Here is an 18,139-nt window from a genome sequence, read left to right on the forward strand (position 1 = left end):
GCGATGCGGTCGCCGGAATAAAAAAGGTTCATCGCAGGAAACCGTGGAGCCTTGGAGAGCGATTGCGTAACCTGACGCCTGACTTTATGGAGGTCAGGAGGCAGAATTGCTCGATCGCAAGGCACTTCAGGCACTGGGTTGCTGGACAGGCTATCGGCTGGAGCGGGTGGAGTGGCCGCAGGGCGATAGCCGCACGCTGTCGCTGTACTTGAAGCCGGTCAGCAAGGTCATGTACTGCGAGCAATGCGGAGCGCGTTGCCAGCAGATTCATGAAACGACGGTGCGACGCGTGCGCGATCTGCCGCTGTTCGAGTATCGGGTGGTGCTGCATGTGCCTCGTCGCCGAGTCTGGTGCGAACGCTGCGGCGGGCCGAGGCTGGAGAAGCTGGACTGGCTGGGCCGCTACCAGCGGGTGACGGAGCGATTCGCCAAGGCCTGCGAGAAGCTGCTGCAAGCGGCCAGCGTGCAAGCGGTAGCGGCCTTCTACGACTTGGGCTGGCATACGGTCAAATCGATCGACAAGATGCGCTTGCGCGCACGCGTAGCCGAGCCGGACTGGTCGACGATCCGCTATCTGGCGATGGACGAGTTCGCGCTACATAAAGGCCATCGCTACGCCACGGTGGTGGTCGATCCGATCGGCCGGCAAGTGCTCTGGATCGGACAGGGGCGCTCTCGCGAGACGGCCAGGACCTTCTTCGAACAACTTCCCGCGGGCGTCACCGAGCGTATCGAAGCGGTCGCGATCGACATGACCACGGCTTACGAGCTGGAGATCAAGGCGCAGTGTCCGCAGGCCGAGGTGGTCTACGACCTGTTCCACGTCGTCGCCAAGTATGGGCGCGAGGTGATCGATCGGGTACGGGTGGATCAGGCCAATCAGCTACGCCATGACCGGCCGGCCCGGAAGGTTCTGAAGTCCAGTCGTTGGCTGCTGCTGCGCAACCGCCGCAACCTGAAGCAGGAACAGGCCGTGCATCTGAAGGAACTGCTGGCCGCCAATCAGCCGTTGCTGTGCGTCTACGTGCTACGGGACGAACTCAAGCGGCTCTGGTTCTACCAGAAGCCAGCTTGGGCGCAAAAAGCCTGGGAGCAATGGATCGAGCAAGCCCGGCAAAGCGGGATTGCCGCGCTGCAACTGTTTGCGCAGCGTCTGCAGGGTTACTGGCACGGAATCCTCGCCCGCTGCCGCCATCCGCTCAATACCAGCGTCGTCGAAGGCATCAACAACACCATCAAGGTCATCAAACGCAGGGCCTACGGGTACCGCGACGAGGAATATTTCTTCCTCAAGATCCGCGCCGCGTTCCCCGGTAATCCTCGATGAACCATAAAAAAGCCCGCGAGTGCGGGCTTTTTGAATGCGTATCGAAGCAACCTACACGTTGAACAGGAAGTTCATCACGTCGCCGTCGTGCACGACATATTCCTTCCCTTCGGCGCGCATCTTGCCGGCTTCCTTCGCGCCTTGCTCGCCCTTGTACGTGACGTAGTCGTCGAACGCGATCGTCTGCGCGCGGATGAAGCCGCGCTCGAAGTCGGTGTGGATCACGCCGGCCGCCTGCGGCGCCGTGTCGCCGATATGGATCGTCCACGCGCGCACTTCCTTCACGCCCGCGGTGAAATACGTCTGCAGGCCGAGCAGCTTGAAGCCCGCGCGGATCACGCGGTCGAGGCCCGGCTCTTCCATGCCCATGTCGGCGAGGAACGCTTCCTTGTCCGCGTCGTCGAGATCGGCGATTTCCGCTTCGATCGCCGCGCACACGGCGACCACCGGCGCATTTTCGCTTTCCGCGTACTTGCGCACCGCATCGAGGTGCGGGTTGTTCTCGAAGCCGTCGTCCTTCACGTTGGCGACGTACATCGTGGGCTTCGCGGTGATCAGGCAGAACGGCTTGAGCAGCACCTGTTCGTCGTCCGACAGCGCGAGGCCGCGCACGGCCTTGCCCTGGTCGAGCTGCGCGCGCACTTTCTCGAGCACCGCGACGAGCTTCGCCGCTTCCTTGTCGTTGCCCGACTTGGCAGCCTTCGAATAGCGCGTGAGCGACTTCTCGACGGTGCCGAGGTCGGCCAGCGCGAGTTCGGTGTTGATCACTTCGATGTCGTCGATCGGGCTGACCTTGCCGGCGACGTGAATGACGTTCTCGTCTTCGAAGCAGCGTACGACGTGCGTGATCGCGTCGGTTTCGCGGATGTTCGCGAGGAACTGGTTGCCGAGGCCTTCACCCTTGCTCGCGCCTGCGACGAGGCCCGCGATGTCGACGAACTCGACGACGGCCGGCACGACACGCTCCGGCTTGACGATCTCCGAGAGCGCCTTCAGGCGCGTATCGGGCACTTCGACGACGCCGACGTTCGGCTCGATCGTGCAGAACGGGTAGTTCTCGGCGGCGATGCCGGCCTTGGTCAGCGCATTGAACAGGGTGGACTTGCCGACGTTGGGCAAGCCGACGATGCCGCATTTGAGACTCATGGAATCCTTCGGACGGGTAAGGCGGCGCGGCCGGACAGGGCACGGCGGCGCGGGAAAAAAGGGCGGCCGGCGCGGGGAGCGCGGCGGGCCGACGGTCAAAGACGCTATTGTACCGTGCCGGCGCCCCGGATTCCGGGGTTGCGCCGAACGGCCGATGCGGCGGGCCGCCGCGCCGCATCGGCCGCCTGCGATTCTGCTGATTTCCCGCAAAGTCCGGCCGCGTAAGGGTTTGGCCCCGCGGCTATAATGCCCGCCATGACTGCCCACCACACCTTCGACGTCGCCGTGGTCGGCGGCGGGCTCGTCGGCAAGACGGCCGCGCTCGCGCTGACCCAGTCCGGCTACAAGACTGCCTTGCTCGCCCAGCCGGCCACGCCGCGCCCCGCCGATCTCGCGTTCGACACGCGCGTCTACGCGCTGTCCTCCAGTTCGCAGGCGCTGCTCGAGCGGCTGCGGGTCTGGCAGGCGCTCGATCACAGCCGGCTTGCCCCCGTCTACGACATGCGCGTGTACGGCGATGCGCACGCGGAACTGCATTTCTCCGCTTACCAGGCCTCCGTGCCGCAACTTGCATGGATCGCCGAATCGTCGCTGGTCGAGGCGTCGCTCGATGCCGCGCTGCGGTTCCAGCCGAATCTCACATGGTTCGAGGCGCGCGCCCAGGGCTTCGACGTGCGCGACGATGCGGCCGTCCTCACGTTGTCGTCGGGGCAGGTGCTCGAAGCCGACCTGATCGTCGGCGCCGACGGCGCGCATTCGTGGGTACGTTCCCAAATGGGGGCCAAGGTCGAACGGCGCGATTACCGGCAGACGGGCGTCGTCGCGAACTTCAAGGCGTCGCTGCCGCACCGCGAGACGGCCTGCCAGTGGTTCCACGAAGGCGAGATCGTCGCGCTGCTGCCGCTGCCGGACGGCCACGTGTCGCTCGTGTGGTCCGCGCACACTGCGCATGCCGATGAATTGCTCGCACTCGATCCGGCGCAGCTCGCGGCCGAGGTCGAGCGCGTGTCGCACGGCCAGGTCGGCACGCTCGAATGCGTGACGCCGGCCGCCGGCTTCCCGCTGGCGCTGCAGACGGTCGACAAGCTGATCGCGCCGCGCGTCGCGCTGGTCGGCGATGCCGCGCATCTGATCCACCCGCTCGCGGGGCAGGGGATGAACCTCGGGCTGCGCGACGTTGCGGCGCTCGCCGACGCGATCGCGGGCAAGGAAAGCTTCCGCAACCTCGGCGATACGGTGCTGCTGCGCCGCTACGAGCGTTCGCGCCGCGAGGACATCCGCGCGCTGATGGTCGCGACCGACGGCCTGCAGCGGCTGTTCGCGGTGCCGGGCTCGCTCGCGAAGGCGGTGCGCAATGCGGGCATGGCCTTCGTCGGCGCGCAGCCGTTCGTGAAGCGCTGGCTCGTGTCGGCCGCGCTCGGCTGATCGAACCTTCTGCCGCTTCGCCGGTCGGAGTCGGTTCCGTTACGGCGTACACTGTGCCGTGGACACCGATTGAGCTGAAGGAAGATTTCGATGAAAAAAACGATCCGCATCGCGTCGCTGGCGCTGGCCGTCACGATGGCGACGCTTGGCTGCACCGCCCAGGCCGACCAGACCACCGACAAGCTGAAAGCCACGCTGCAAGCCCGTCTCGGCAACGACGCGCCGATCAAGAGCGTATCGAAGTCGCCGGTCGCGGGCCTCTACGAAGTGAACCTGGGCTCGCAGATCATCTATAGCGACGCGGCAGGCGATTACGTGCTGCTCGGCGATCTCGTCGACACCAAGACGCACAAGAACCTGACCGACGCACGCCTGTCCGAAATCAACAAGATCGACTTCGCGAGCCTGCCGTTCGCGAATGCGATCAAGGTCGTCAAGGGCAACGGCGCACGCAAGATCGCGGTGTTCTCCGATCCGAACTGCCCGTACTGCAAGAAGCTCGAGACGACGCTGCAGTCGATCGACAACGTCACCGTCTACACGTTCCTGTACCCGGTGCTGTCGCCGGATTCGACCGTGAAGTCGAAGGCGATCTGGTGCGCGACCGACCGTGCGAAGACGTGGGAGGGCTGGATGCTCGACCACCGCGCGCCGTCCGGTGCCGGCACCTGCGATACCAGCGCGCTCGACAAGAACCTCGCGCTCGGCCGCGGGATGAACGTCACGGGCACGCCGACGATCTTCCTGCCGGACGGCCGCCGCCTGCCGGGCGCGGTCTCGGCCGACCAGCTCAACCAGGCGCTCGCCTCGAGCAAGTAACCGACCGATACGCCGGGCCGCATGGCCCGGCCAGCGAGGGGCGCCCGCATGATCTGCCGGCGCCTCTCTTCGTTTTCGCCGCCGTATTCGACCGACCGATTGCCACGATGACCCAGCCGATTCGCTATTCGATTGCCCCGAAAGATCTTGCCGCGCACCTGTTCGAAGTGTCGGTGACGGTTACCGATCCCGATCCCGAAGGCCAGCGCTTCTCGCTGCCGGTGTGGATTCCGGGCAGCTACCTCGTGCGCGAGTTCGCGCGCAACATCGTGACGCTCGGTGCGTTCAACGACGCGGGCCGCAAGGTGCGCGTCGCGAAGACCGACAAGCACACGTGGCAGGCCGCGCCCGTGACCGGCGCGCTGACGCTGCGCTACGACGTGTACGCGTGGGACCTGTCGGTGCGCTCCGCGTATCTCGATGAGTCGGGCGGCTTCTTCAACGCGACGGCCGTGTTCCTGAGCGTCGCCGGGCGCGAGGATGCGCCGTGCGAAGTCGACATCGCTAAACCGGCCGGCGCGGCGTTTCGCACGTGGCGCGTCGGCACCGCGCTGCCCGAGGCGCGCGGTACGAAGCGCTACGGTTTCGGCGCGTATCGCGCGGCCAACTACGACGAGCTGTCCGATCATCCGGTGACGATCGGCGAATTCGCGCTCGCGACGTTCGACGCGCACGGCGTGCCGCATGACATCGTGGTCGCGGGGCGCGTGACGCAGCTCGACATGGAGCGGCTGCGTACCGACCTGAAGCGCGTATGCGAAGCGCAGATCGCGCTGTTCGAGCCGAAGTCGAAGAAGGCGCCGATGGACCGCTACGTGTTCATGACGCTCGCGGTCAGCGACGGCTACGGCGGTCTCGAGCATCGCGCGTCGACTGCGCTGATCTGCAACCGCACCGACCTGCCGGTGAAGGGGCGGACGGAAACGACGGAAGGCTATCGCACCTATCTCGGTCTCTGCAGCCACGAGTACTTCCACACATGGAACGTGAAGCGCATCAAGCCGGCGGCGTTCGTGCCGTACGACCTGACGCGCGAGAACTACACGTCGCTGCTGTGGCTGTTCGAAGGTTTCACGTCGTATTACGACGACCTGATGCTGGTGCGCAGCGGGCTGATGTCGCAGGACGAATATTTCACGGCGCTGGGCCGCACGGTCGGCGGCGTGCTGCGCGGTACGGGCCGGCTCAAGCAGAGCGTCGCGGAAAGCTCGTTCGACGCGTGGATCAAGTACTACCGTCAGGACGAGAACGCGACCAACGCGATCGTCAGCTATTACACGAAGGGTTCGCTCGTCGCGCTCGCGTTCGATCTCGCGATCCGCGCGCAGACGCGCAACCGGAAGTCGCTCGACGACGTGATGCGCCTGCTGTGGCAACGCTACGGCCGCGATTTCTACCGCGGCAAGCCGGCCGGCGTCGAGGAGAACGAAGTCGACGCGCTGATCGAAGAGGCGACGGGCGTCGCGCTCGGCCGCCTGTTCACCGACGCCGTGCACGGCACGCGCGACCTGCCGCTCGCCGAGTTGCTCGCGCCGTTCGGGGTGACGCTCGCACCCGATGTCGCACTCGGCGCGGCCGCGAAGCCGACGATCGGCGCGCGCCTGCGCGGCGGCGCGGACTGCACGTTCGCGGCGGTCTACGAAGGCGGCGCCGCGCATCGCGCGGGGCTGTCGGCCGGCGACACGCTGATCGCGGTCGACGGGCTGCGCGTGACGGGCACGAACCTCGATGCGCTGCTCGCGCGCTACCGGCCGGGCGACAAGGTCGAGGTTCACGCGTTCCGCCGCGACGAGCTGCGCACCGCGAAACTCAAGCTCGACGGCCCGGAAGTCACGCGCTACCGGCTGACGGCGGCCGCGAAGCCGGCGGCGGTCGCGAGGGCCCGGGAAGCCTGGCTGAAGGGGTGAACGTAAGGAAGCGGGTATCGGGGCGCGATCGAGTATTGTTCTGCTGCTGCAACAATCCGTCGCCCTGAACCCGCTTTTTCGCGGTCATGCGGCCACGCACAATGGGGTCACTCGCGCTACCGAAGCGCAACCCTACTGGAGCCTGACATGACGACCATTCTGCAAATCAATTCCGCTGCACGTTCGCAAGGTGCGCAATCCACGCTGCTGGCTAACGAACTGACGGCAAAGCTGCAACAATCGAATCCCGGCGCGAACGTCGTGGTTCGCGACTTGCTGGCCGATGCGCTGCCGCACCTCGACGAATCGGTGCTCGGCGCGTTCTTCACGCCGGCCGACAACCGCACCGCGGAGCAGAATGCGATCGTCGCGAAGAGCGACGCACTGATCGCCGAGCTGCAAGCCGCCGACATCATCGTGATCGGCGCGCCGATGTACAACTTCGGCATCTCGTCGCAACTGAAGACGTACTTCGACTGGATCGCCCGTGCCGGCGTCACGTTCCGCTACACCGAGAACGGTCCGGAAGGCCTGATCAAGGGCAAGAAGGTTCACGTCGTGACGGCCCGCGGCGGCAAGTACGCCGGCACGCCGAACGACAGCCAGACGCCGTATCTGCGCACGTTCCTCGGCTTCGTCGGCATGACCGACGTGAGCTTCATCTTCGCGGAAGGCCTGAATCTCGGCCCGGATGCGCAAAGCGCCGCGCTGGCCAGCGCACGCGAAGCGATCGCCGCCGCGTAAGGTCGATGCGGGTGCGACGCACCTGCAGCATCGCCCGATAAAAAAACGCCGCGCCCCCGAAAGGGGCGCGGCGTTTTTTGCATGTCGTCCGGATCCGGGGAAGGAACCGGCGCGGCGCGTTACGCGAGCGTTTCGGCTACGTCCGGTAGGCGCCAGTCGATCGGTTCGCGGCCTGCATCGACCAGATAATCGTTCGCGAGCGCGAAATGGCGGCAGCCGAGGAAGCCGCGATGCGCGGACAGCGGCGACGGATGCGGCGCCTCGAGCACGCAATGCGCGTTCGCGTCGAACAGCGCGCGCTTCGCCTGCGCGTGTGCGCCCCACAGCATGAACACGAGCCCGCGATGGCGGCCGGCGAGTTCGCGGATCAGCGTGTCCGTGCATTGCTCCCAGCCGCGCTTCGCGTGGCTCGCGGCCGCGCCGCGCTCGACCGTCAGCACGGTGTTGAGCAGCAGCACGCCCTGGCGCGCCCACGTGTCGAGACAGCCGTGACGCGGCGTGTCGTGACCGAAGTTCGCGGCGATTTCCTTGAAGATGTTGCGCAGCGACGGCGGCGTGCGAACGGCCGGCGGCACCGAGAACGCAAGCCCGTGCGCCTGCGGCGTGCCGCGATCGTCGCCGTGGTACGGATCCTGGCCGAGAATCACGATCTTGACGTCGTCGGGGCTCGTCAGGCGCAGCGCACGGAACACGTCGGTCGGGTAGACCGTCTTGCCGGCTGCGCGCTCGTCGTCAACGAAGCGGCACAGCGGCGCGTACGCGTCGCTGTCGGTGAACGGTTTCAGCACGTCGCGCCAGACGGTCGGCAGCGCGTCGAATTGCGCGGCGAGATGCGGCACGTCGGCGGCAGCGGGCCGCGGCGGTACTGCGGCGGCTGGAGCCGCCGGTTCAGCCGCTTTCTTCGCGGGTTTGCGTCCGGCCGCGGGCGCTTCGGGGGCCGGGGACGGTGTATCGGCCGGTGCCGTTTCCGGCACGGGATCATCGAACAGCGACGCCTGTTGCGGCGCGCGGGAAGTCTTGCGGGTTGCCATGCGTGATGCGTGTTTATTGCGCGCGCAGCCGATAGCCGCGCTGCGCCTTGCTGATGTTTTCGGGAACGAGGCCCGGCAGCGCTTGCTGCAGTTCGGCGGCGAGCGTCGCGAGCGCCGTTTCCGGGCCGTCGATCAGTTCGAGTTCGATTTCGCTGATCGGTTCGCGGCGCGTTTCGTGTTCCGCCTGGACGACGATCTCGCCGAGGTCCACCGCGGCTTCGACGGTTGCGCCGCCGATTGCGATGCGCCACAGCGTACGCGAAAAATCCGTGCGGAACAGCGCAGATAGCGCGCCGGCCGCATCTTTCAGCGCGGCGGCGGCTTCCGGCACGTCGCAGGCCGCGACGAGCGCGTCGATTTCGAGCGCGTCGCCGGCGACCGGCAGTTCCCATTCATGGCGGCGATGCAGGCCGCCTTCCGCGCTGCCGACCGTCTTGAACGTCTGCAGCCAGCCGTGCGGCGCGCGCCGCACGCGCACTGCGCTCTTCGAGCGTGCCAGCGCCAGATCGGGCGTGTCGTAATAGACGTTCGCGAGCGTGATGTCGTGACCGGGTTCGCCGGTCAGCGTCTCGAAGAAGTGTCGCGCGGCGTCGGCCTGGCCGGCCGGCAGCGTGAGCTTGATTTCCTTTTCGATCGCCATCAGAAGAACATCCGCGCGAGTTCCTCGCCCGGCTGCTCGGCGCGCATGAACGCTTCGCCGACGAGGAACGCGTTCACGTTCGCCGCACGCATCGTGTCGACGTCGGTGCGCGACAGGATGCCCGATTCGGTCACGACGATGCGGTCCGCCGGAATCATGTCGAGCATGTCGAGCGTGGTCTGGATCGACGTCTCGAACGTGCGCAGGTTGCGGTTGTTGATGCCGAGCAGCGGCGTCTTCAGCGTTAGCGCCCGTTCCATCTCGTTGCGGTCGTGCACTTCGACCAGCACCGCGAGGCCGAGCGAGTGCGCGTAGGCCTCGAGATCCTGCATCAGCGGCGTGTCGAGCGCGGCGGCGATCAGCAGGATCGCGTCGGCGCCCATCGCGCGTGCTTCGAGGATCTGGTACGCGTCGACGATGAAGTCCTTGCGCAGCACCGGCAGCGTGCAGGCCGCGCGCGCCTCTTCGAGGTAGCGGACGCTGCCCTGGAAGAACTGTTCGTCGGTCAGCACCGACAGGCACGCGGCGCCGTGCGCCGCATACGAGCGCGCGATGTCGGCCGGCACGAAATGCTCGCGCAGCACGCCCTTCGACGGGCTGGCCTTCTTGATTTCGGCGATCACGGCGGCGTCGCCGGCCGCGTGCTTCGCACGCAGCGCGCCGACGAAGTCGCGCAGGTCGCGCGCCGATGCGTCCAGCTTCAGTGCCTCGAGCGGCGTGCTGCGCATGGCCGCCGCGACTTCTTCGCGCTTGACGGCGATGATTCGGTCGAGAATGTCGCTCATGTGGGTTCCTGCTTGATTCGTAAGGGGAGTCAGCGCTTGAATTGCTGCGTGAAGCGCACGAGTTCGTCGACCTTCGCGCGCGCCTTGCCGCTCGCGATCGCTTCGCGGGCGAGCTGGATGCCGTCCGCGATCGACTCGGCGACGTTCGCCGCATAGAGCGCGGTGCCCGCGTTCAGCGTGACGATTTCGCGTGCGACGCCCGGCTGGTTGTCCAGCGCGCCGAGCAGCATCGTGCGCGATTCGTCGGCATTTTCGACCTTCAGCGTGCGGTTCGACACCATCTGCAGGCCGAAGTCTTCCGGATGGATCTCGTATTCGTGCACCTTGCCGTCGCGCAACTCGCCGACGAGCGTCGCGGCGCCGAGCGACACCTCGTCCATGCCGTCCTTGCCGTACACGACGAGCACGTGCTGAGCGCCGAGGCGCTGCATCACGCGCACCTGGATGCCGACGAGGTCGGGGTGGAACACGCCCATCAGCTGGTTCGGCGCGCCGGCCGGATTGGTCAGCGGGCCGAGGATGTTGAAGATCGTGCGCACGCCGAGCTCGCGGCGCACGGCCGCGATGTTCTTCATCGCCGGGTGATGGTTCGGCGCGAACATGAAGCCCATGCCGGTTTCGGCGATCGACGCCGCGACCTGCTCTGACTGCAGGTCGATGTTCACGCCGAGCGCCTCGAGCACGTCGGCGCTGCCGGATTTGCTCGACACGCCGCGATTGCCGTGTTTCGCGACCTTCGCGCCGGCCGCGGCCGTGACGAACATGGACGCGGTCGAGATGTTGAACGTGTGCGAGCCGTCGCCGCCGGTGCCGACGATATCGACGAAGTTCGAGTTGTCCTGCACCTCGACGTGGTGCGCGAATTCGCGCATCACGGTCGCGGCGGCGGCGATCTCGCCGATCGTCTCCTTTTTCACGCGCAGCCCGGTGATGATCGCGGCCGCCATCACGGGCGACAGGTCGCCGCGCATGATGAGCCGCATCAGGTGCAGCATTTCGTCGTGGAAGATCTCGCGGTGTTCGATCGTGCGCTGCAGCGCTTCCTGCGGGGTAATCGTCATCGTGAGGCTCCCGTCAGGCGGCTTGCGCGGCCGCGGCGCGGGCCAGCTTCAGGAAATTCTCGAGCAGCGCATGGCCGTGCTCGGACAGGATCGATTCCGGGTGGAACTGCACGCCCTCGATCGGCAGCGTCTTGTGGCGCACGCCCATGATTTCGCCGTCGTCGGTCCAGGCGGACACCTCGAGGCAGTCGGGCAGCGATTCGCGCTCGATCGCGAGCGAGTGGTAGCGCGTGACGTCGAAATGCTTCGGCAGGTCGGCGAACACGCCGAGGCAGTCGGTTTCGATCCGGCTCACCTTGCCGTGCATGATGGTCGTCGCGCGCACGACGCGGCCGCCGAACGCTTCGCCGATCGCCTGATGGCCGAGGCAGACGCCGAGGATCGGCTTCTTGCCCGAAAACTCACGCAGCACGTCGAGCGTAATGCCTGCGTGTTGCGGATTGCTCGGGCCCGGCGACAGGCAGATCGCGTCGGGATTCAGGCGCGCGATCTCGTCGAGCGTGATTTCGTCGTTGCGGTAGGTACGCACGTCCTCGCCGAGTTCGCCGAAGTACTGGACCAGGTTGTAGGTAAACGAGTCGTAGTTGTCGATCATGAGCAGCATGGTCAGTCTCCGGTCAGAAGTCGCTATCGAGGCCGTCCTGGACCTGTTCGGCCGCACGCAGCACCGCACGCGCCTTGTTCTCGGTCTCTTGCCATTCGGATTCGGGCACCGAATCCGCGACGACGCCGGCCGCCGCTTGCACATACAGGTTGCCGTTGTGGATCAGGCCCGTGCGGATCGCGATCGCGAGATCCATCTCGCCCGAGAACGACAGGTAGCCGACCGCGCCGCCGTACAGCCCGCGCTTGACCGGTTCGAGCTCGTCGATCAGCTCCATCGCGCGCACCTTCGGCGCGCCGGACAGCGTGCCGGCCGGGAACGTCGCGCGCAGCACGTCGTAGTTCGTCATGCCGGGCTTCAGCTTGCCTTCGACCGAGCTGACGATGTGCTGCACGTGCGAGTACTTCTCGATCACCATCTTGTCGGTCACCTGCACCGAGCCGATTTCCGCGATGCGGCCGACGTCGTTGCGCGCGAGGTCGATCAGCATCACGTGCTCGGCGATTTCCTTCGGATCGTTGAGCAGCTCGGTCGCGAGCTCCGCATCGCGCTCGGGCGTGTTGCCGCGCGGGCGCGTGCCGGCGAGCGGACGGATCGTCACGATCTGGTCTTCGCCGCGCTTTTCCTGGCGCACCAGGATTTCCGGCGACGCGCCGACCACGTGGAAATCGCCGAAGTTGTAGTAGTACATGTACGGCGACGGGTTCAGCGAACGCAGCGCGCGATACAGCGACAGCGGATTGTCGCGATACGGCTTCGTCAGCCGCTGGCCGACCTGGATCTGCATCAGTTCGCCGGCCGCGATGTATTCCTTCGCCTGGCGTACGGCGGCCAGATAGTCGTCCTTCTTGAACTCGCGGAACGTCTCGGTGCGCACGCTCGCCGACGTGACGGGCGGCTGCACGGTCGTGCGCAGGCGCTGCTTCAGCTCACGCAGGCGGTGTTTCGCCTTCGCATACGCTTCGGGCTGGCCCGGGTCCGCGTAGATGATCAGGTACAGCTTGCCGGCGAGGTTGTCGATGACCGCGACTTCCTCGGTCAGCAGCAGCTGGATGTCGGGCAGGCCGAGATCGTCGCGCGGCGCGGTGTTCGCGAGCTTCTTCTCGATATAGCGCACCGCGTCGTAGCCGAAGTAGCCGGCGAGACCGCCGCAGAAGCGCGGCAGGCCCGGGCGCTGCGCGACCTTGAAGCGCCCCTGGAACGATTCGATGAACTGGAACGGGTCGCCGTCGTGCGTCTCGACGACCTGGCCGTCTCGCACGACTTCCGACACGCCGTTGCGGGTGCGCACGAGCGTACGGGCAGGCAGGCCGATGAACGAGTAGCGGCCGAAGCGTTCGCCGCCGACAACCGATTCGAGCAGGAACGAATTGGCGCCCGCGCGTTCGGGCTGGGCCAGCTTCAGGTAGAGGGACAGCGGCGTTTCGAGATCGGCGAGGGCTTCCGCGATCAGCGGGATGCGGTTGTAGCCTTCGTTCGCGAGCGATTGGAATTCGAGTTCGGTCATGTTCCGGTCCTGTTCGGGACGAGCGGCGCGTGCGCCAGGGATCACGTGACGCTGCGCGGGTTGCCGTCGGCGAAAGGGCGGTCGATCGAGAAGTGCCTGTTGCCGGCCGGCACTCCGGGCGTGAACGTCGCGAGCCTGCGGCCGATCCTGAACGCAAGCGTTCGGGCGCGGTGGAACTCGAGGTGGTGCGACGGTCGGCGCGCGGATGCGCAGCGAGATAAAAAACGGCGCTGAAGACGTGCTTCAGCGTACCTCATCGAAGAGGTTAGCGCGACCAGCGACGCCAGGGCCAGGCTCCCCGGTCGATGCTGCTCAGACTCCGTTTTTTATTCAGAAACATGCAGATGGAAGAAATAATCAGAGGGTTGGCCGGCCGGCATTGTGCGCGGAAATGGCGCGAGCCGCGACCAGCAACGAATCGACTATACCATCCGAATTTATCGTTTGTATAGCTTTGCCGTGGTTGTAGCCATACGGCACCGTCAGCGTCGCCATCCCGGCCGCGCGGCCTGCCAGCGCATCGTTTTCCGAGTCGCCGATCGCGACCGCCGCGTCCGGTGCGACGCCGAGCGCATCGCAGGCCGTCAGCATCGGCAGCGGATCGGGCTTCTTGCGCGCGACGCTGTCGCCGCCCAGCACGACGCCGAAGCAGCCGGCCAGCCCGTATTGCTCAAGCAGTTCCACCGCGAAGCGGTGCGGCTTGTTCGTCACGCACGCGAGCCGGATGCCGGCCTCGCGCAGCGCGTCGAGCCCGGCTGCCACGTCCGGATAGAGGCGCGTGTGGCGGCCGTTGATCTTCGCGTACTCGGTCTGGTAGATCGCCAGCGCGTCGTCGAAGCGCATATGCGCTTCGTCGGCCGGGAAGCGCGGCTTCAGCACGCTCTGGATCAGGTGCTCGGAGCCCTTGCCGACGTAGCCGATCACCTCGTCGCGCGACGTGGCCGGCACGCCGAGCTGCGCGAGCATTCCGTTCAGTCCGGCCGTGAAATCGTCGGCCGTGTCGACCATCGTGCCGTCGAGGTCGATCAGCGCCGCGTCGATGCGCGGTGCGGCGAAGCGGATCGGGGCGGCCCCGGCCGGCGCGTGGCCGGCGAACGACGATTCGGCCACGGCGTCAGCTCCGCTCGACGGTGGCGAGCGCGGCGCGCATCTCGTCGATCACCTTGCGATAGTCGGGCTTGCCGAAGATCGCCGAACCTGCGACGAACGTGTCGGCGCCGGCCGCCGCGATTTCCGCGATGTTGTCGGTCTTCACGCCGCCGTCGACTTCGAGCAGGATCTCGCGGCCCGTGCGCTCGGTGTACGCGTCGATGCGTGCACGTGCTTCGCGCAGCTTGTTCAGCGTCTCCGGAATGAACGACTGGCCGCCGAAGCCCGGGTTGACCGACATCAGCAGCACGAAGTCGAGGCGATCCATCACGTGGTCGAGATAGTTCAGCGGCGTGGCCGGGTTGAACACGAGGCCGGCCTTGCAGCCGTGGTCGCGGATCAGCGACAGCGTGCGGTCGATGTGATCCGAGCCTTCCGGGTGGAAGCTGATCAGGTTCGCACCGGCCTTCGCAAAATCGGGCACGATCCGGTCGACCGGGCGCACCATCAGGTGCACGTCGATCGGCACCTGCACGTGCGGGCGGATCGCCTCGCAGACGAGCGGGCCGATCGTCAGGTTCGGCACATAATGGTTGTCCATCACGTCGAAGTGGATCCAGTCGGCGCCGGCGGCGACCACGTTGCGGACTTCTTCGCCGAGCCGTGCGAAATCGGCCGACAGGATGCTGGGAGCGATGCGGAATTGAGTCATGACAAGGGACCGGGGACGGTGCGGCGCAAAACCGCCATTCTACCGTCCGGCGACCCGGTGCGCGGCGGCAGGCCGTGCGGTTGCGGCCCGATTGCGCATAGAATGCCGAACCAATGCGGCGCGCCCGCGGCCCGGCCGCTCGAGTCGGCGCGCGCGGTTACCTACAGCGGAAACACCATGAGTCAGTATCAGTTCACCGTTTCGGTGAAAACCAGCTACTTGCCGGAACAATCCGACCCCGATCACCGTCAATATGCATTCGCGTACACGCTGACCATCCGCAACACGGGGCAGGTCGCGGCGCAGCTGATCGCACGTCACTGGATCATCACGGACAGCGAAAGCCACGTGCAGGAAGTGAAGGGGCTCGGCGTCGTCGGGCACCAGCCGCTGCTGCAGCCGGGCGAGCACTTCGAATACACGAGCTGGGCCGTGATCGCGACGCCGGTCGGCACGATGCGGGGCGCCTACTTCTGCGTGGCGGAGGACGGCGAGCGTTTCGAGGCGCCGGTCGACGAGTTCGCACTGCACATGCCGCGCACGCTGCATTGAGCGTGCGAAGCGCGTCAGCGCGGCTGGCGGTCGTTGTTGCTGCGGGCGTGCTTCTTTCTGCCCGACGACGTCCACACGACGATGAAGATCAGCAGGGCGAGCGCTACGAAGGCTTCGAGCGCGAAGATGAGCATCGGATATTGGTCGAGAAAATCTGACATGGCGGTTTCCATCAAGAACGGACATTGTATGTGGTTTGGGCCCCGGTTGGCCGGGTGGGTGGCGGCGGCGGCTGCGGCGGCGCTGCTTGCCGCGTGCGGCAGCGCACCGACGCGGACGTCGTCGCTGAAGCCGCCGACCGGCGCGGCGATCGTGCCGGGGCAGATCGCCGCGAAGCGGCTCACGCCGGTCGCGTGGCAGCAGGTGCCGGGCTGGCAGGACGATGCGCTGATCGGTGCGACAGCCGCGTTGCGGCAGAACTGCGTGCGGCTCTCGCGCCAGCCGGCCTGGGCGCGCGCCTGCGCGGCTGCCGACCGGCTCGACGAGCTCGACGTCAGCAGCGCCCGCGCATTCTTCGAAACGTATTTCACGCCGTTCCAGCTCGCGAATACCGACGGGACGCTCGACGGGCTCGTGACCGGCTATTACGAGCCGCTGCTGCATGGTTCGCGCGTGCGCCGCGGCCCGTATCAGTACGCGCTCTATCGCTGGCCTTCCGGCTATCGCGCGGGCGCCGCGCTGCCGGTACGCGCGCAGCTCGAGCGCGCGGGCATCCTGAACGGCAACGAACTCGTGTGGGTCGACGACCCGATCGAGGCGTTCTTCCTGCAGGTGCAGGGCTCGGGGCGCGTGCTGCTCGACGACGGTTCGGTGATGCGGGTCGGCTTCGGCGGCACCAACAACCAGCCGTACCGTTCGATCGGCAAGTGGCTGCTCGATCGCGGCGAGCTGACGCCCGCCCAGGCGACGATGCAGGGCATCAAGGCGTGGGCGAAGGCGAACCCGACCCGTGTCGACGCGTTGCTCGACACGAATCCGCGGTTCGTGTTCTTCCGCGACATGCCGACCAAGGAAGATGCGCCGCATGGCGGCGCGGACGGTCCGATCGGCGCGCTTGGCGTGCCGCTGACGCCGGAGCGTTCGATCGCGGTCGATCCGTCGTCGATTCCGCTCGGTACGCCCGTGTTCCTGCAGACCACGCGTCCGCTGACGAATACGCCGATGAACCGGCTCGTCTTTGCGCAGGATACGGGTTCGGCGATCAAGGGCGGCGTGCGGGCCGACTATTTCTGGGGGCTCGGCGACGACGCGGGCGACCAGGCCGGCCGGATGAAGCAGGTCGGCCGGATGTGGCTGCTGTTCCCGAATTCGTGATGCACGGCGGCTGTGTTGGCCGCCCGCGTGCCGCAGCGCAGGCGGTCGAAGTGCAGTAACTGACGTGATGCGACGGGGCCATGCCCGAAACGAAACAGCCCGACCGGTTTTGGCCGATCGGGCTGTTTTCATTGGGTGCGGCGGATTGGCTGGCTTCGCGCGGGCGATGCCCGGCGTCAGCCCTTGCGCTTGTCGACGACGCGGCGCGCCTTGCCGACCGAGCGCTCGATCCCGTTGACGGGCAGCACGTTGATCACGGCCGTCACGCCGATCAGCGACTTGATGTCGTACGCGAGCGCCTGTTTTGCCGCATGGATCGCCGCGGTATCGGGCGCGGTCTCGGGGCAAGGCTCGACGTTGAGCGTCAGCACGTCGAGCGGGCCTTCCTTCGTCAGCACGATCTGATAGTGCGGCGCGAGCGCACGCTGCTTGAGCAACTGCTCCTCGATTTGCGTCGGGAACACATTGACACCGCGCACGATCATCATGTCGTCCGAACGGCCGGTGATCTTTTCCATCCGGCGCATCGTGCGGGCGGTGCCCGGCAACAGGCGCGTGAGGTCGCGGGTGCGGTAGCGGACGATCGGGAGCGCTTCCTTCGTCAGCGACGTGAACACGAGCTCGCCAAGTTCGCCGTCCGGCAGCACTTCGCCGGTTTCAGGATCGATGATTTCCGGATAGAAGTGGTCTTCCCAGATGGTCGGGCCGTCCTTGGTCTCGACGCATTCGGACGCGACGCCGGGGCCCATCACTTCGGACAGCCCGTAGATGTCGACGGCATCGATGCCCATGCGCTGTTCGATCGCGACGCGCATGTCGTTGGTCCACGGCTCCGCACCGAAGATGCCGATGCGCAGCGAACTCTGCACCGGGTCGAGGCCCTGACGTTCGATTTCATCGGCGATCGACAGCATGTAGCTCGGCGTGACCATGATGATGTCGGGCCGGAAATCCTGGATCAGTTGCACCTGCTTTTCGGTCTGGCCGCCGCCGAACGGGATCACGGTCAGCCCCGCGCGTTCGGCGCCGTAGTGCGCGCCGAGCCCGCCGGTGAACAGGCCATAGCCGTAGCTGATGTGCACCTTGTCGCCGCGGCGCGCACCGGCGGCGCGGACCGAGCGCGCGACCAGATTCGCCCACGTGTCGATGTCGCCGGCCGTATAGCCGACGACTGTCGGCTTGCCGGTCGTGCCCGATGACGCGTGGATGCGCGAGATCTGGTCCTGCGGCACCGCGAACATCCCGAACGGGTAGCTGTCGCGCAGGTCGCCTTTCGTCGTAAACGGGAAGCGCGACAGGTCGGCGAGCGTCTTCAGGTCGTCCGGGTGCACGCCCGCGTCGTCGAACTTTCGGCGATAGACGGGCGAGTGGTCATACGCATGCCGGAGCGACCACTTGAGGCGCTCGAGCTGCAGCGCGGTCAGCTCGTCGCGTGAGGCGGTCTCGATCGGCTCGAGCGGTAGCGGGGTAGTCATG

Annotated in this window: 17 protein-coding genes; 7 read left to right on the forward strand and 10 right to left on the reverse strand. The window is 66.6% G+C overall.

The features are described 5' to 3' along the window. The first annotated feature begins 106 nt into the window (after positions 1-106). On the forward strand, positions 107-1,327 hold the full coding sequence (locus tag OHZ10_RS02410) for an ISL3 family transposase (protein WP_059236190.1): 1,221 nt from the start codon (positions 107-109) through the stop codon (positions 1,325-1,327). 51 nt (positions 1,328-1,378) lie between these two features. Here OHZ10_RS02410 and ychF read toward each other — a convergent pair whose 3' ends face one another. Next, positions 1,379-2,473: a redox-regulated ATPase YchF gene (ychF, locus tag OHZ10_RS02415; RefSeq protein ID WP_059236380.1), complete on the reverse strand. Its 1,095-nt coding sequence runs from the start codon at positions 2,471-2,473 to the stop codon at positions 1,379-1,381. A gap of 246 nt (positions 2,474-2,719) precedes the next feature. Here ychF and OHZ10_RS02420 point away from each other — a divergent pair, with 246 nt between their 5' ends. From OHZ10_RS02420 to OHZ10_RS02435, 4 genes are all read left to right on the forward strand, one after another. Next, positions 2,720-3,898, forward strand: a complete 1,179-nt coding sequence (locus OHZ10_RS02420; RefSeq protein ID WP_174993792.1) for a UbiH/UbiF family hydroxylase — start codon at positions 2,720-2,722, stop codon at positions 3,896-3,898. A gap of 90 nt (positions 3,899-3,988) precedes the next feature. Continuing rightward, a complete protein-coding gene (locus tag OHZ10_RS02425) occupies positions 3,989-4,717 on the forward strand; it encodes a DsbC family protein (protein WP_059236377.1) in 729 nt (242 codons plus the stop codon). Positions 4,718-4,824: 107 nt separating this feature from the next. Next, positions 4,825-6,624 carry a M61 family metallopeptidase gene (locus tag OHZ10_RS02430; protein WP_256085524.1) on the forward strand — a complete coding sequence of 600 codons (1,800 nt, stop codon included), beginning with the start codon at positions 4,825-4,827 and terminating at the stop codon, positions 6,622-6,624. A gap of 147 nt (positions 6,625-6,771) precedes the next feature. Next, positions 6,772-7,368, forward strand: a complete 597-nt coding sequence (locus OHZ10_RS02435; protein ID WP_059236373.1) for an FMN-dependent NADH-azoreductase — start codon at positions 6,772-6,774, stop codon at positions 7,366-7,368. Positions 7,369-7,487: 119 nt separating this feature from the next. Here the strand turns inward: OHZ10_RS02435 and OHZ10_RS02440 are convergent, their stop codons facing one another. The 8 genes from OHZ10_RS02440 to rpe form a co-directional block, all read right to left on the reverse strand. Then, complete coding sequence (locus OHZ10_RS02440; RefSeq protein ID WP_256085525.1) at positions 7,488-8,399, reverse strand: uracil-DNA glycosylase; 912 nt, start codon at positions 8,397-8,399, stop codon at positions 7,488-7,490. 13 nt (positions 8,400-8,412) lie between these two features. Continuing rightward, positions 8,413-9,039 (reverse strand): CYTH domain-containing protein, encoded by a 627-nt coding sequence (locus tag OHZ10_RS02445; RefSeq protein WP_256085526.1) that lies wholly within the window; start codon positions 9,037-9,039, stop codon positions 8,413-8,415. Continuing rightward, positions 9,039-9,824 (reverse strand): indole-3-glycerol phosphate synthase TrpC, encoded by a 786-nt coding sequence (gene trpC / locus OHZ10_RS02450; protein ID WP_342703513.1) that lies wholly within the window; start codon positions 9,822-9,824, stop codon positions 9,039-9,041. Before trpC ends, OHZ10_RS02445 begins: the two co-directional genes overlap by 1 nt. A gap of 29 nt (positions 9,825-9,853) precedes the next feature. Further along, the gene (gene trpD / locus OHZ10_RS02455) at positions 9,854-10,885 is read right to left on the reverse strand and encodes an anthranilate phosphoribosyltransferase (RefSeq protein ID WP_059236366.1); all 1,032 of its coding nucleotides are present in this window, start codon (positions 10,883-10,885) and stop codon (positions 9,854-9,856) included. Between the two features lie 13 nt (positions 10,886-10,898). Continuing rightward, a complete protein-coding gene (locus OHZ10_RS02460; protein ID WP_059236364.1) occupies positions 10,899-11,489 on the reverse strand; it encodes an aminodeoxychorismate/anthranilate synthase component II in 591 nt (196 codons plus the stop codon). Positions 11,490-11,502: 13 nt separating this feature from the next. Further along, positions 11,503-12,996, reverse strand: a complete 1,494-nt coding sequence (gene trpE / locus OHZ10_RS02465) for an anthranilate synthase component I (RefSeq protein ID WP_174993796.1) — start codon at positions 12,994-12,996, stop codon at positions 11,503-11,505. Between the two features lie 357 nt (positions 12,997-13,353). Further along, positions 13,354-14,106 (reverse strand): phosphoglycolate phosphatase, encoded by a 753-nt coding sequence (locus OHZ10_RS02470; RefSeq protein WP_256085528.1) that lies wholly within the window; start codon positions 14,104-14,106, stop codon positions 13,354-13,356. 4 nt (positions 14,107-14,110) lie between these two features. Further along, entirely contained in the window at positions 14,111-14,797 is a 687-nt protein-coding gene (gene rpe / locus OHZ10_RS02475; RefSeq protein WP_011883156.1) for a ribulose-phosphate 3-epimerase, read from the reverse strand. A 177-nt stretch (positions 14,798-14,974) separates the two neighbouring features. Between rpe and apaG the strand changes: the two genes are divergently transcribed. Both apaG and mltA read left to right on the forward strand, forming a co-directional pair. Beyond that, positions 14,975-15,349: a Co2+/Mg2+ efflux protein ApaG gene (gene apaG, locus OHZ10_RS02480; protein ID WP_006477037.1), complete on the forward strand. Its 375-nt coding sequence runs from the start codon at positions 14,975-14,977 to the stop codon at positions 15,347-15,349. An 81-nt stretch (positions 15,350-15,430) separates the two neighbouring features. Further along, on the forward strand, positions 15,431-16,663 hold the full coding sequence (gene mltA, locus OHZ10_RS02485; protein ID WP_059236922.1) for a murein transglycosylase A: 1,233 nt from the start codon (positions 15,431-15,433) through the stop codon (positions 16,661-16,663). Between the two features lie 176 nt (positions 16,664-16,839). Here mltA and paaK read toward each other — a convergent pair whose 3' ends face one another. Continuing rightward, positions 16,840-18,138, reverse strand: a complete 1,299-nt coding sequence (gene paaK / locus OHZ10_RS02490) for a phenylacetate--CoA ligase PaaK (protein WP_174993798.1) — start codon at positions 18,136-18,138, stop codon at positions 16,840-16,842. Position 18,139: the final 1 nt, after the last annotated feature.

Origin of the sequence: Burkholderia arboris, from assembly GCF_038723655.1 — a bacterium.
Lineage (GTDB): Bacteria > Pseudomonadota > Gammaproteobacteria > Burkholderiales > Burkholderiaceae > Burkholderia > Burkholderia arboris.

What these genes read in the sequence shown, in the direction of transcription:
- OHZ10_RS02425 (WP_059236377.1), top strand. Translation starts at nt 3,989, where the DNA reads ATGAAAAAAACGATCCGCATCGCGTCGCTGGCGCTGGCCGTCACGATG.
- OHZ10_RS02445 (WP_256085526.1), bottom strand. Translation starts at nt 9,039, where the DNA reads ATGGCGATCGAAAAGGAAATCAAGCTCACGCTGCCGGCCGGCCAGGCC.
- trpC (WP_342703513.1), bottom strand. Translation starts at nt 9,824, where the DNA reads ATGAGCGACATTCTCGACCGAATCATCGCCGTCAAGCGCGAAGAAGTC.
- ychF (WP_059236380.1), bottom strand. Translation starts at nt 2,473, where the DNA reads ATGAGTCTCAAATGCGGCATCGTCGGCTTGCCCAACGTCGGCAAGTCC.
- trpD (WP_059236366.1), bottom strand. Translation starts at nt 10,885, where the DNA reads ATGACGATTACCCCGCAGGAAGCGCTGCAGCGCACGATCGAACACCGC.
- OHZ10_RS02430 (WP_256085524.1), top strand. Translation starts at nt 4,825, where the DNA reads ATGACCCAGCCGATTCGCTATTCGATTGCCCCGAAAGATCTTGCCGCG.
- OHZ10_RS02435 (WP_059236373.1), top strand. Translation starts at nt 6,772, where the DNA reads ATGACGACCATTCTGCAAATCAATTCCGCTGCACGTTCGCAAGGTGCG.
- OHZ10_RS02440 (WP_256085525.1), bottom strand. Translation starts at nt 8,399, where the DNA reads ATGGCAACCCGCAAGACTTCCCGCGCGCCGCAACAGGCGTCGCTGTTC.
- apaG (WP_006477037.1), top strand. Translation starts at nt 14,975, where the DNA reads ATGAGTCAGTATCAGTTCACCGTTTCGGTGAAAACCAGCTACTTGCCG.
- trpE (WP_174993796.1), bottom strand. Translation starts at nt 12,996, where the DNA reads ATGACCGAACTCGAATTCCAATCGCTCGCGAACGAAGGCTACAACCGC.
- paaK (WP_174993798.1), bottom strand. Translation starts at nt 18,138, where the DNA reads ATGACTACCCCGCTACCGCTCGAGCCGATCGAGACCGCCTCACGCGAC.
- OHZ10_RS02420 (WP_174993792.1), top strand. Translation starts at nt 2,720, where the DNA reads ATGCCCGCCATGACTGCCCACCACACCTTCGACGTCGCCGTGGTCGGC.
- rpe (WP_011883156.1), bottom strand. Translation starts at nt 14,797, where the DNA reads ATGACTCAATTCCGCATCGCTCCCAGCATCCTGTCGGCCGATTTCGCA.
- mltA (WP_059236922.1), top strand. Translation starts at nt 15,431, where the DNA reads ATGAAGATCAGCAGGGCGAGCGCTACGAAGGCTTCGAGCGCGAAGATG.
- OHZ10_RS02460 (WP_059236364.1), bottom strand. Translation starts at nt 11,489, where the DNA reads ATGCTGCTCATGATCGACAACTACGACTCGTTTACCTACAACCTGGTC.